We start from the raw sequence: 14,099 nt of genomic DNA on the forward strand, positions 1-14,099 counted from the left end.
AACTCATATGAAATTAGGATTCGAGTGCCTAATCCTTCTGTGTAATGACTTTTCGAGTTCGTTTTGTGGGCTGAGGCTCTCGAAGCACACTCTTCAAATTATAACAGGTATTTAACAATTGTAAAAGCCAACCCCATTTTACTAAGAACTATCAAATAACTACATTTGCAATCTTGGTTAAAAATTTATGGCAATATCAGATGATAATATTGAGGTTTTAGGTGCAAGAGTTCATAATCTTAAGAACATTGACGTAACAATACCTCGTGAAAAATTAGTAGTAATTACCGGGCTTTCTGGTTCTGGTAAATCATCACTAGCTTTTGACACAATTTATGCAGAAGGACAACGTAGATATATCGAAACATTTTCTGCATATGCCAGGCAGTTTCTAGGTAGTCTAGAACGACCAGATGTTGATAAAATAGATGGCCTATCTCCTGTAATTGCTATTGAACAAAAAACAACTAGCAAAAGCCCTAGAAGTACCGTAGGAACTATTACCGAAATATATGATTTCCTAAGACTTCTATTTGCACGTGGTAGTGATGCCTATAGCTATAACACTGGTGAAAAAATGGTAAGCTATAGTGATGAACAAATTAAAGAACTAATCCTCAAAGATTTTAACGGAAAAAAAATCAATATACTTGCTCCTGTTGTTCGCTCTAGAAAAGGACATTATCGAGAGCTTTTTGAGCAAATTGCTAAACAAGGTTTTGTAAAAGTTCGTACAGATGGTGAAATCAAAGATATCACCAAGGGCATGAAACTAGATCGTTATAAAAATCACGATATAGAGATTGTTATAGATCGTATAGCGGTCGCAGATGACAAGGACAATTCTAAACGTTTGATGGAAACTATCAATACCGCTATGTATCATGGTGATGATGTACTTATGGTTATTGAGCAAGGATCAACAGAAGCACGATTCTTTAGTCGGAATTTAATGTGCCCCTCAAGTGGGATTTCATATCCAAACCCAGAGCCTAATAACTTTTCATTTAACTCTCCAAAAGGTGCTTGTCCAAAATGTAATGGAATTGGAAATCTCTATGAGGTTAATATCAAAAAAATCATTCCTGATGATTCTAAATCCATTAAAAGTGGTGGTTTAGTGCCTCAAGGTCCACAAAAGAACAACTGGATTTTTAAACAACTAGAGTTAATCGCTCAACGATATGATTTTAAACTAAGTGATCCTATTAAAAAAATCCCTGAAGAAGCGATGGAAGTCATTCTTTATGGAGGAAAAGAAAAATTCAGTATTAATAGTAAAACACTAGGCGTTACCAGAGAATATAAAATTGACTTTGAAGGTATCGCCACTTTTATTGATACTACTTATACCAATAATGATTCTACATCTTTGCGCAGATGGGCAAAGGATTTTATGGATAATATTGAATGTCCAACATGCGATGGATCCAGGCTTCGTAAAGAATCTTTATACTTTAAAGTTGGAGAAAAAAATATAGCTGATCTAGCAAATATGGATATCAGTGAACTGGCTACATGGTTCAAAGACCTTCCTGATACACTTAATGAAAAACAAAAACAGATTTCAGGAGAAATTCTTAAAGAAATCAATACCAGACTACAATTCTTAATTGATGTTGGATTAACTTATCTATCTCTAAACAGAAGTAGCAAATCACTTTCTGGAGGAGAAGCACAGCGTATTCGTTTAGCTACTCAGATTGGCTCACAATTAGTTGGTGTACTATATATTTTGGATGAACCAAGTATTGGACTGCACCAGCGAGATAATGAAAAACTAATTAATTCACTTGTTCAACTAAGAGATATAGGAAATTCGGTTATCGTGGTAGAACATGATAAGGATATGATTGAACGAGCAGATCATGTGATTGATATTGGTCCTAGAGCAGGAAAACACGGAGGTGAAATTATCAGTGAAGGTACTCCTGAAGATTTAAGAACCCATGCAACATTAACCGCTGATTATTTAAGTGGTAAAAGACAAATAGAAGTTCCTGCAAAAAGAAGAAAAGGAAATGGTAAGAAGATTTCTTTAACAGGTGCTACCGGAAATAACTTAAAAAATGTATCAATAGATATTCCTTTAGGTAAGATGGTAGCTGTTACTGGAGTTTCTGGTAGTGGTAAATCAACACTAATAAACGAAACCCTATACCCTATTTTAAATGCATATTATTTTAATGGTGTTAAAAAACCAATGCCATACAAAAAAATAAAAGGTCTAGAACATGCAGATAAAGTAATTGATATTAATCAATCTCCTATTGGACGTACACCAAGATCTAATCCTGCTACGTATACCGGAGTTTTTTCTGAAATTAGAACATTATTCTCTAAAACTCCCGAAGCTATGATTCGTGGATATAAACCGGGACGTTTTAGCTTTAATGTCACTGGAGGAAGATGTGAAACATGTAAAGGAGGTGGTTTACGTGTCATCGAAATGAATTTTTTACCAGATGTTTACGTGGAATGTGAAACGTGCCAAGGAAAAAGATTTAATAGAGAAACTTTAGAAATAAGATATAAAGGAAAATCTATTTCTGATGTATTAGAAATGACCATCAATGAGTCCTGTGATTTTTTTGATCAAATTCCCAAAATATTCAGAAAACTAAAAACAATCAGAAGTGTTGGCTTAGGATACATTACCTTAGGGCAGCAATCCACTACATTATCTGGTGGCGAGGCACAACGAATTAAATTAGCTACAGAATTATCTAAAAGAGATACTGGAAATACTTTTTATATATTAGACGAGCCTACAACGGGTCTTCATTTTGAAGATATCAGGGTATTAATGGAGGTATTGAATGAATTAGTGAACAAAGGAAACACTGTGTTAATTATAGAACATAATCTGGATGTTGTAAAAATGGCAGATTATATTATCGACATTGGATATGAAGGAGGAAGAAATGGAGGCGAGGTTGTAGCAAAAGGAACTCCTGAAGAAATTATTAAAAATAAAAAAAGCTATACCGCTAAGTTTTTGAAAAAGGAATTAGCATAGTTATAATATCAAAATATAAACAATTAATAAAAAGCTACATCAGTTATTCACTGAAAGCTATAAAAGATAATTTATGAGAAAAGAACAACACCACAAGGGATGGAATGAAATAAAAACAAATGATTCTTGGGCTATTTTTAAGATCATGGGAGAATTTGTGAATGGATTTGAAAGAATGAGCAAAATTGGACCTTGCGTATCCATTTTTGGATCTGCCAGAACCAAAACTGATGACAAGTACTACCAACTAACCGTAGATGTAGCTCAAAAAATTGTGGAGCATGGATATGGAGTTATTACGGGAGGTGGTCCTGGTATTATGGAAGCTGGTAATAAAGGAGCACATTTAGGTGGCGGAACATCAGTTGGACTTAATATAGAACTACCATTCGAACAACATGACAATCCATATATCGATAGTGATAAAAGCTTAGATTTTGATTACTTCTTTGTTCGTAAAGTAATGTTCGTAAAATACTCTCAGGGATTTGTAGTAATGCCAGGAGGATTCGGAACATTAGATGAGCTATTTGAAGCGATCACTTTAATACAAACCAAAAAAATTGCAGTATTTCCTATTATTTTAGTAAGTACTGAGTTCTGGGGTGGACTAATGGGCTGGGTTAAAAGTACTTTATTAAGTAAATTTGGTAATATTAGTGCAGGAGATATGGATTTGATACACGTAGTAGATACGCCAGAAGAAGTATTGGACATATTAGATAAGTTCTACGGAGAATATAATTTAAGTCCAAATTTCTAAGAAACATATCTTTTCGCACAAACTCAACAAGCTCAACAATGAAAAGAATATTAATAATCGTTATAGTGTTTTGTAGTGCTCAAATTTCATTTGGGCAAGCTACTATTAAGACTATGTTTTATAACGTATTAAATTATCCTACAGCACCTCCAGACAATAGAGAAGAAATATTAGAAACCATTATCGATAGTTATGAACCTGATATTTTTATGATATGTGAATTGGAAACCGAAGCTGGTGGTGATGAAATATTGAATAACTCCTTAAACGACGATAATAACAATTATTCAAGCGCTCCCTTTTTATTTAATTTTTCTAACTCTGATGTAGAACTACATCAATTATTATATTACAACAATCAAAAGTTTACCTTAGTACAAAGTCAAAGACTAATAAATGCGCTTAGGGATATTAATTGGTATACCTTGGAATTAATCTCAGACAATCAGGTTAATAACCCAATCAGAATAGAAATTTTCATCACACATCTTAAAGCTAGTAGAGGTGCTGATAATGAGGACAAGCGTTTCGATATGGTAAAAGTATTTACAGACAACTTAGTGAACTTAGATGAAAACGCATATGTGATTTTTGCAGGAGATTTAAACGTATACTCTTCTAACGAACCCGCTTATCGAGAATTACTGGATCGAGATAATAAAATTGTTATGGTGGATCCAATTGATGCTCCTGGTGAATGGTCCAGTAATGATACTTTTACAAATATTCATACCCAAAGTACGCGAATCAATAGTGATGATTTTGGTGAATTTGGAAGTGGTGGCGGACTGGATGATCGGTTTGATTTTATCTTAATATCAGAAAATATGATGAATAGTTCTGAATTAAGTTATATCCCTAACACATACGATTCTTATGGTAATAACGGCAATTGTTATAATCAGCGAATTGACGATGTTGACTGTACAGGATCATTTGATAGTGGATTAAGAGATGCTTTATACAATATGAGCGACCACCTACCAGTGGTTATGGAATTGCAAGTTGATCAACAATTTTTGAGTACTCCGGAGTTTGTAGAAACTACAAAAACGATACAATTAAACAGTGGTACTATAATTGATGATCAATTATCAATACAAATTAATAATAACTCAGCGCCAATTGATTTCAAAATTTATGATACTTTGGGACAAGAAATAAAATCATTTTCTGCAGAAGGAAACAGTGTTACAAATATCTCTGTTTCTGAATTAAATAATGGAATATACTATCTTGTGCCAACGAGTATCTATAGTAAAACGATTAAATTTTTAAAGAGAAGTTGAGCATTTCCAGAATATCACATATTATTTTAACTCTTTTTGTATTGCAAGCTGTATCAGCTCAGCACAATATTGCTATTGATGGAATTCTGGATACTGAAAATAAGGTGCTCTCGATACAACAAGAGATTAGGTATACCAACTCGTCAAAAGACACATTACAAGAAATTTTTCTGCACGATTGGGCAAATAGTTTTTCTAATAAGACAACTCCTTTAGGAGAACGCTTTTCTGAGGATTTCTTAAAAAGATTCTATTTTGCAAAGGATTATGAGCGTGGAGCAACAGCAATCGAATCTATAACAAATACGACTTCTAAAAAATTAGCTTGGGAACGTTATGACCAAACTCCTGATATAATACGATTAAAAATTGATCAACAATTACTTCCTGGAGATAGTTTTACTTTTTATTTAACCTATAAAGTAAAGCTCCCAAGTGAAAAGTTTACCCGCTACGGTTATCGCAAAAATGGAGATTTCAGTTTAAAATACTGGTATATAGTTCCTGCTGTATATGATACAAAATGGAACATATATAGTCATAAAAACCTTGATGATTTATATGCGCCTTTGGCAGATTATAAAATAAACATAAAACTACCGTCCTACTATAATCTTACCAGCGAATTTGATCAAGAAGATTTATTTAATTCAGACGATCAAACTAAGACCATACAACTTTTAGGAAAAAACAGAAATGAGGCAAACCTTTACTTGGAAAGAAATAATTCATTTTATGATTTCCAAATGAATGGGGTAAAGCTGATCAGTAATATAGAAGACAATGATTTAATGCCAGAGATGAAAAGTGTGGCAACAAAAAGAATCATTAAATTTTTAGAAAATCGATTAGGCCCCTATCCTTTTGATAAAATATTAGTCTCAGAAAATGATTATAAAAACAATCCTGTATATGGCTTAAATCAATTACCTGATATATTACGTCCATTTCCTGATGGATTTCAGTACGAAATTAAACAGTTAAAATCTATTACTGAAAGTTATCTGGAAAAGACATTACTTATTAATCCCAGATATGATGCCTGGATAAAAGACGCTATACATATTTATTTAATGATGGCGTATACTGAACAGTATTACCCAGATATGAAAATCATAGGAAACCTAAGTAAAATTATTGGTATTCGCTGGTTTCATGCGGCAGATTTAGATTTTAACGATCAGTATTTCTTGGGATATAAAAATATGGCCAGGTTATTTCTGGATCAACCACTTACTGAACCGCAGGATAAACTTGTGAAATTCAATAAAAATATTGCCAATGCGTATAAAGCAGGAATTGGTTTTAAATATTTAGAAGATTACTTAGAGGATGATAATGTTCTAGCAGAAGCGGTTAAAGAATATTATGCGAATAACACATTAAAACTTACAAATTCTACGGAATTCGAAAAAATCCTTAATAACCTGACTCCAAAAAATATAGATTGGTTTTTTGAAGATTACGTTCCTACTAATGAAAAATTAGATTTTAAAATTAAATCAATTAAAAAGAAGGGCGATTCTCTAGAAGTCACCATAAAGAATAAAAGAAATAATGACATGCCTGTTTCATTAGCAGGATTGAGAGATGGGCAATTGGTTTCCAAAACCTGGGTTACCAATATCACCGGAAAGAAAAAAGTAAAAATTGCCAACGAAGATATTGATAAGCTAGTATTAGATTATGATCAAAATATTCCAGAGGTAAATCGAAGAAACAACCACCGAAATCTAAAAGGAATATTTAATAAACCAATACAATTTAGATTTTTACAGGATGTTGAGGATCCTACACGTAGTCAGGTATTTTATATTCCTGAATTCGAATTTAATAATGTATATGATGGTGTAACTATTGGTTCGAAATTCTATAATAAAACATTCATAAGAAGAGATTTTGATTATAGAATTACTCCTAGTTATGGTTTTCTTTCGAAAAAACTACTTGGCTCTGCTTTTTTTCAATACAGAGATCAGGTTGCGGATTATGATCTTTATCAGATCAAATACGCGTTTAGTGGTAGCATGTTTAGTTATGCTCCAGATCTATTATTCAGACGCTTCTCCCCTTCTGTGGACTTTTATTGGCGACCACAAGATTTAAGATCAAACGAAAGACAGCGATTATCCATAAGAAGTATAAATGTATTTAGAGAGCGTGATGATATTAATCCTGTAGAAACTCCTGATTATAGTGTTTTTAATGTTAGATATCGATATTCAGATTTCAACCTATTAGATTTCACTTCGTATATATTTGATTATCAAATCGCCAAGAACTTCAGTAAATTATCTACCACTATCAACTACAGAAATGTGTTCCTTAATAACAGGCAAATAAATCTACGTTTGTTTGCGGGAGCTTTTATATATAATGACACTCAGAAAGATGGTGATTTTTTTAGTTTTGCCTTAGATAGACCTACGGATTATCTTTTTGATTTTAGTTACTTAGGACGTAGCGAAGAAACAGGTTTGGTGAGTCAACAAATCATTATTGCCGAAGGAGGGTTTAAATCTCAATTAGAATATCCATTTGCCAACCAATGGATCACTACACTTAATGCCAATACTAATATCTGGAACTGGATTTATGCCTATGGAGATGTAGGGTTTGTTAAAAATAAAGGAATATCACCAAAATTCGTTTACGATGCAGGTGTGCGAGTAAGCCTCGTTGCCGATTATTTTGAACTTTTCTTCCCGGTAGTTTCTAATAATGGTTTTGAAATCGATCAACCGAATTATAACGAAAAAATAAGATTTATTATAACACTAAGTCCGCAAACTCTTATTAGTCTTTTCACAAGAGAATGGTATTAGTGCTTATCTAATAATTTTTATATAAATCACTTTCTTTTTCAATGTTTCACTTCAAATTTCTTTATTAAAGATATTTTTCTGAAGAAGACATTTCTTTTTTAGGAGTAGTTTCCACTAAAAATCTCATTAAGAGATAAAGACTCAATACATGAGCAATATTAATAAACACGGTAAATATTTTACTTGAATAAAACAGCTCATTTATTGGTAATAAAGACACTATAAATATGCACAAAAAAGCCACTACAATTAATTTCAAACCTTCTTTAGACATATCTTGTACATATATAAGATAAGACACTAATAGGTATAAAGTAGAGCCAATTAAACAAAAAACCACCTCTGGAATCGCCTTTTTAACCACATCGATCAATAATTGAGAAATGGCATATATCAAATACGCAACTAATCCCGAACTAACTAAAATAGGTATGGATAAAAAAGTATTACGTTTGATATTTTTAATCAATAAATACTTCCTCAATGCCAATGTACACGATATAAAGTATATAGATGTCAAGATACATATGGCAGCAAAATTTTGAACAAAATCAGTGTAAATAAGCGTATCGCAAATAATCATGGAAATTAAACTAAGTATATACCAAAAACTCTTGTTTATCTCCCGTTTGAAATATATAATCCCTATAGAAACTATGGTTAGTGGTAATGCATATGCTAGATATTTTCTATCAAAAAAAACAGCAATTATTATAACAACTGCAAAAGTGCAGTAGAACAATATATCTGTTAGCTTTATACTTTTCAAAAATTCTATATTACATTACTAAGGATCCATCACAACCTAATGACGCCAATTTAATGACACTGATAGTCTATTTTTAATATCAGTTCTAATTTATATTTTTTTTTTGATTCGCAAGTAAAAAAAGGCAGTTAAGTATAATTTATACGTCACAGTAGCAAAAACACACTTTATATGATATTTCAGAAAAATCAAAAATACGGCTAGTTTATAGTAACATTATTTAATAAAAATTTAAATGTGAAAATTTTGAATATTTGTTAATCAAGTCTTAAAATAACCAGCTAAATAAAGAATTCACTAAAGAAAAACGATTTTAAATGAATTATCCTTAACAAATTTAATACTTCTTGCCTTGGAAATGCCGTGAATTTTAGCTAAATTTGCGCACCGTAAAACATCGTTCACATGCAGCCTGAAACAACCATTACACCTAATATTTCATTTGAAGAATATAGAAATCAAATACTTAGAGATTATAAAATTGCTATAACTAGTAGAGAGTGTAGTTTGTTAGGAAGACGAGAAGTACTTACGGGTAAGTCTAAATTCGGAATTTTTGGCGGTGGTAAGGAATTACCTCAATTAGCAATGGCTAGGGTTTTTCGTAATGGTGACTTTAGATCAGGATATTATAGAGATCAAACATTCATGATGGCTATTGATCAATATACAGTAGAGCAATTCTTTGCTGGTCTATATGCACATACTGATATCAAAAAAGAACCTTTTGCTGCGGGTAGACAGATGGGTGGTCACTTTGCTACTCATAGTCTTAATGAAGATGGGTCCTGGAAAAACTTAACCGAACAAAAGAACTCAAGCTCCGACATCTCGCCTACCGCTGGTCAAATGCCTAGATTACTAGGTTTAGCACAAGCATCCAAGGTGTATCGTAATGAGAAAAGCGTAGAAGGACATACTAATTTTTCGATTAACGGAAATGAGGTAGCCTGGGGAACTATTGGTAATGCAAGTACTAGTGAAGGACTTTTTTGGGAAACTGTAAATGCAGGAGGCGTTTTACAAGTACCTATGGTTATTAGCGTTTGGGATGATGAATATGGTATTTCTGTTCACGCAAAACACCAAACTACAAAAGAAAATATATCTTTAGTCTTAGAAGGATTCAGACGTGATGAAAAACACGATGGATACGAAATCATAGTGGTAAACGGTTGGGATTACCCCGCTTTAGTAGAAGCTTATGAGACAGCAGAAGACTTAGCCAGAGAACAGCATATTCCTGTTATTGTTCATGTAAAAGAATTAACTCAACCACAAGGTCACTCTACATCGGGATCACACGAGAGATATAAAAGTGAAGAACGATTAAATTGGGAACGTGAACATGATTGTAATAAGAAATTCAAAGAATGGATCATTGAACACAATGTAGCTACTTCTGACGAATTACTTGAAATAGAAAAATCTTGTAAAAAAATAGTTAAACAAGGTAAAAATAGCGCCTGGAACGCATATATATCAGAAATTAAGGAAGAACAAAAAGAAGCTTTAATTCGATTAAGAGCTGTTGAGACCAACAGTACAAATAAAAATTTCATTTCTCCTCTTGTAAAGACTTTAGCTGATAAAGATGAGCCAATACGCAAGGATATTCTTGAAGCAACAAGAAGAACATTGCGTTATATCGTTAAGGAAAGTTTTTCAGAAAAAACTGAACTTCAAAACTGGATTAATAATTATATAGCAGAAATCCAACCTAAGTATAGTGATCATCTATACAATGAATTCGATAGTAATGCAGTTCAAATTAAGGAAGTGAAACCAGAATATGCTTCTAATGCTGAAATCGTAGACGGTCGAGTAATTCTTAGAGATAATTTTGATCAAATATTCAGCAGAATTCCTGAATCTTTAATCTTTGGAGAAGATAGTGGTAAAATAGGTGATGTTAACCAAGGACTTGAAGGATTACAACAAAAATTTGGAGATATAAGAGTATCCGATGCTGGTATTAGAGAAGCTACCATTATCGGTCAAGGAATTGGTATGGCTATGAGAGGTCTTAGACCCATTGCAGAAATACAATACCTAGATTATATTTTATATTGTATCCAGGGATTAAGTGATGATCTTGCTACTTTGAGATATAGAACATTTGCAAAACAAAAGGCTCCTTTAATTGTTAGAACAAGAGGGCATCGTTTAGAAGGTATTTGGCATTCAGGATCTCAAATGGGTGGTTTAATTCATTTATTAAGAGGTATCCATATTCTTGTACCTAGAGACATGACAAAAGCTGCAGGGTTTTACAATACTTTACTAGATAGTGATGAACCGGCTGTAGTTGTAGAATGCCTAAATGGATATCGTCTTAAAGAAAAAATGCCATCAAACCTATCCGAAATAAGAACACCACTAGGTGTGGTTGAAACGGTAAAAGAAGGAAATGACATAACACTTGTTTCCTATGGATCGACTTTAAGGTTAGTAGAACAAGCTGCAAAAGAATTGCTATCAGTAGGAATTAATGCAGAGGTAATTGATGTACAATCTTTGATTCCATTTGATCTTACTCAAGACATTGTAAAAAGTGTTGCCAAAACGAATAGAATCCTTATTATCGATGAGGATGTTCCTGGTGGAGCTACTGGGTATATATTACATAAACTTATTGACGAACAAAATATTTATCAATATCTGGATAGTGAGCCACAAACACTTAGTGCAAAGCCACATCGTCCAGCATTTGGTACTGATGGAGATTATTTTAGTAAACCATCTACTGAAGATATTTTTGAAAAAGTTTATAGCTTAATGAACGAAGTTAATCCTATCGAATACCCTAAACTAAGATAAACCGGAAACTTCTAAGCAAAATTGTAAAATCTTGTTTCTTTTAGAAGTATTTCATTTCTCAAGACTTATAATCCCCTCAGTGATGAGGGGTTTAAAAGGGATTTTCTATTCGTATACGCTCTCCTTCTTTATAAGAGATCACAAATATATTTTTATCAATAATCCCAGATTGAAGTAGGATTTTTCTAAATTTTTGAGCTTCTTCGAGGGTCTCAAAAATCCCTAAACTAAGCTTATAATAATAAGTGTCATTATAAAAAAGAGTGTTTGTGAATTTTTCTGAAACGAAAGAAACCTTATCTTTTGTAAACGACTGAATTTGTACAGAATATACAGTATCCTTATTAATTAAACTTCTATACAAATAAAGGTCTTTGATATTTTTAATATCAGATTGATCATTTTTCAATTCGTTTAACTGGTTTTTAAGTCCATTAATTTCTGATTGAAAAGATGAGAATTCTTTATTGTCAATAGCAACCGAACTATCACTATCCTCAACCCAAAATATTGCATAAATTATTAATGCAATTGTAATTATTAACAAAACAGAACAAAGCATTTTCAACATCATTTTAGATGCTCTGTTTTTTTTGAGTTCTACTGATTTATCGTTTAGAAGATCTTCTAACTTCTGTTGTTCTACCTCAGCTTTTTCTATCTGATAATGCAACGATAAGAGATCTTCATTTTTAATATCTGGCATTTTGTGGGGTATTAAAAGAGACTTATAGGCTTATGGTAATTTCTGTTTTGTTATTTTATATACAATTCCATCATTTATTTCTAAAACCATAATGGGATTATTATTAATAATTTTTTGAAAAGCTTTTAACGGAAAGCCTTTCGATATTTGATTTATATCCTGAACACGAACTTTATCGTTTAGTTCTAATCTTCTTAGTTTTGCGCTAGCGTTCGATACATAATAATTATCGTACAAGAAATATAATGTATCACCATTTTTATCAATATCATATTCAGCTTCACCATTCTCCTTAGCCTTTTCTACAGCTTTCTTTCCTTTGAAATATTCTATAAAATCAACTTCGATAAAAATCACTCCATTTGTTCTAAATGCTCTTTTTACATAACAATGCTTTCTTTCAAATTTTAATTTCTTAACATCATCAGCTATTGTCATTTGATTATTACGATTGATAACATTACCTGAACTATCAATTGACACCTCTTCAAGACTATCCTTTTCAGAAACTAAATTAGTTTTATAAGTAGCAATATCAGATTTTAGCTTTGTTAACTCTTCTTTTAATGAATCATTAACTCTCTGTATTTGATCAATATCAGTTTTGGAATCAACATCCTGATCATCAGAGAAAACAAAATCGTTTTGACTTAAATAATACATACCTCCAGACATTCCGATCACAACTACCAGAAAAAATATCATAAAAACAAAACTATTCCTTTTACTTCTTTTCAATTCTTTTGAAATTGAAGCAAGACGATTCTCCAGCTTCTGCTGTTTCATTCCGGATTTTTCAATCCTATATTGTACGGATAATAATTCGTCTTCTTTACTTTTCATTATTTAATCAAAATTTGAAGATTCTATCATCTTATGGTATCCATTTAATATCTTTAAAATTGGGCTTTCTCTTTTCTAAAAACGCATTTCTACCTTCCTTAGCTTCCTCTGTCATATAAGCCAATCGAGTAGCTTCACCTGCAAAAACTTGTTGTCCAACCATACCATCATCAGTAAGGTTCATAGAAAATTTAAGCATTTTTATAGATGTTGGAGATTTCTCAAGAATTTCTTGAGCCCATTGATATGCCGTTTCCTCTAGTTCTTCGTGCGGTATTACTGCATTTACCATACCCATTTCATAAGCATCTTGTGCAGAATAATCTCTACCTAAAAAGAAAATCTCACGAGCTTTTTTCTGTCCAACCATTTTGGCTAAATACGCAGAACCATATCCTCCATCAAAACTAGTTACATCCGCATCTGTTTGTTTAAAAATAGCATGTTCCTTACTCGCAAGTGTAAGATCACACACTACATGTAAACTATGCCCTCCTCCTACAGCCCATCCAGGAACAACTGCAATAACAACTTTCGGCATAAACCGTATCAATCTTTGCACCTCTAATATATTTAGTCTATGCATCCCATCTTGTCCAACATATCCTTGATGCCCCCTTGCTTTTTGATCACCTCCGCTACAAAAACTATAAACGCCATCTTTAGTAGATGGCCCTTCTCCAGAAAGCAATACCACTCCTATAGAAGTATCTTCTTGCGCATCATAAAAAGCGTCATATAATTCACTAGTAGTTTGAGGTCTAAAAGCATTCCGCACATTAGGTCTGTTAAATGCTATTCTAGCTACTCCATTAGATTTCTTATAAGTTATATCTTGATATTCTTTTGCAGTTTTCCAGTTTATTGAACTCATTATATTTTTTTTAGTACTATCAAAAATAATACAATATATCGTATCGACCTATATCAATTATGGAGTTAAATCTAGTTAAAAAATTAATATTTTGAATATTTCATTTAAATTAACACTGGTTTAGCACGATTTTTGATATTTTTAATCAAAATTCATAAAGTAAAAATTATTATGAGAATCTTCTTTGGATT

Annotated in this window: 9 protein-coding genes; 5 read left to right on the plus strand and 4 right to left on the minus strand. The window is 32.3% G+C overall.

From position 1 onward, the window contains the following. Positions 1-187 precede the first annotated feature (187 nt). The 4 genes from uvrA to Q0975_RS12415 all read left to right on the plus strand — a co-directional run bounded on the left by uvrA (position 188) and on the right by Q0975_RS12415 (position 7,896). A complete protein-coding gene (gene uvrA / locus Q0975_RS12400; RefSeq protein WP_299437065.1) occupies positions 188-3,019 on the plus strand; it encodes an excinuclease ABC subunit UvrA in 2,832 nt (943 codons plus the stop codon). Positions 3,020-3,092: 73 nt separating this feature from the next. Then, positions 3,093-3,782, plus strand: coding sequence for a TIGR00730 family Rossman fold protein (locus Q0975_RS12405; RefSeq protein WP_299437066.1), 690 nt, complete (start codon positions 3,093-3,095; stop codon positions 3,780-3,782). A 38-nt stretch (positions 3,783-3,820) separates the two neighbouring features. Then, complete coding sequence (locus tag Q0975_RS12410; protein WP_299437068.1) at positions 3,821-5,071, plus strand: T9SS type A sorting domain-containing protein; 1,251 nt, start codon at positions 3,821-3,823, stop codon at positions 5,069-5,071. A 41-nt stretch (positions 5,072-5,112) separates the two neighbouring features. After that, a complete protein-coding gene (locus Q0975_RS12415) occupies positions 5,113-7,896 on the plus strand; it encodes a metalloprotease (RefSeq protein ID WP_299437070.1) in 2,784 nt (927 codons plus the stop codon). A gap of 64 nt (positions 7,897-7,960) precedes the next feature. Here Q0975_RS12415 and Q0975_RS12420 read toward each other — a convergent pair whose 3' ends face one another. After that, positions 7,961-8,479, minus strand: a complete 519-nt coding sequence (locus Q0975_RS12420; RefSeq protein ID WP_299437072.1) for a hypothetical protein — start codon at positions 8,477-8,479, stop codon at positions 7,961-7,963. Positions 8,480-9,070: 591 nt separating this feature from the next. Between Q0975_RS12420 and Q0975_RS12425 the strand changes: the two genes are divergently transcribed. Then, positions 9,071-11,485, plus strand: coding sequence for a thiamine pyrophosphate-dependent enzyme (locus Q0975_RS12425; RefSeq protein ID WP_299437074.1), 2,415 nt, complete (start codon positions 9,071-9,073; stop codon positions 11,483-11,485). 91 nt (positions 11,486-11,576) lie between these two features. Here the strand turns inward: Q0975_RS12425 and Q0975_RS12430 are convergent, their stop codons facing one another. The 3 genes from Q0975_RS12430 to Q0975_RS12440 are packed head-to-tail and all read right to left on the minus strand — an operon-like array spanning position 11,577 to position 13,908. Further along, positions 11,577-12,191, minus strand: coding sequence for a hypothetical protein (locus Q0975_RS12430; RefSeq protein ID WP_299437076.1), 615 nt, complete (start codon positions 12,189-12,191; stop codon positions 11,577-11,579). 30 nt (positions 12,192-12,221) lie between these two features. Further along, on the minus strand, positions 12,222-13,034 hold the full coding sequence (locus Q0975_RS12435; RefSeq protein ID WP_299437078.1) for a hypothetical protein: 813 nt from the start codon (positions 13,032-13,034) through the stop codon (positions 12,222-12,224). A gap of 31 nt (positions 13,035-13,065) precedes the next feature. Beyond that, the gene (locus Q0975_RS12440; RefSeq protein WP_299437079.1) at positions 13,066-13,908 is read right to left on the minus strand and encodes a 1,4-dihydroxy-2-naphthoyl-CoA synthase; all 843 of its coding nucleotides are present in this window, start codon (positions 13,906-13,908) and stop codon (positions 13,066-13,068) included. Positions 13,909-14,099 lie beyond the last annotated feature (191 nt).

This window comes from uncultured Aquimarina sp., from assembly GCF_947500065.1.
Classification (GTDB): Bacteria; Bacteroidota; Bacteroidia; order Flavobacteriales; family Flavobacteriaceae; genus Aquimarina.

What these genes read in the sequence shown, in the direction of transcription:
- Q0975_RS12425 (WP_299437074.1), top strand. Translation starts at nt 9,071, where the DNA reads ATGCAGCCTGAAACAACCATTACACCTAATATTTCATTTGAAGAATAT.
- Q0975_RS12435 (WP_299437078.1), bottom strand. Translation starts at nt 13,034, where the DNA reads ATGAAAAGTAAAGAAGACGAATTATTATCCGTACAATATAGGATTGAA.
- Q0975_RS12420 (WP_299437072.1), bottom strand. Translation starts at nt 8,479, where the DNA reads ATGATTATTTGCGATACGCTTATTTACACTGATTTTGTTCAAAATTTT.
- Q0975_RS12410 (WP_299437068.1), top strand. Translation starts at nt 3,821, where the DNA reads ATGAAAAGAATATTAATAATCGTTATAGTGTTTTGTAGTGCTCAAATT.
- Q0975_RS12430 (WP_299437076.1), bottom strand. Translation starts at nt 12,191, where the DNA reads ATGCCAGATATTAAAAATGAAGATCTCTTATCGTTGCATTATCAGATA.
- Q0975_RS12440 (WP_299437079.1), bottom strand. Translation starts at nt 13,908, where the DNA reads ATGAGTTCAATAAACTGGAAAACTGCAAAAGAATATCAAGATATAACT.
- uvrA (WP_299437065.1), top strand. Translation starts at nt 188, where the DNA reads ATGGCAATATCAGATGATAATATTGAGGTTTTAGGTGCAAGAGTTCAT.
- Q0975_RS12405 (WP_299437066.1), top strand. Translation starts at nt 3,093, where the DNA reads ATGAGAAAAGAACAACACCACAAGGGATGGAATGAAATAAAAACAAAT.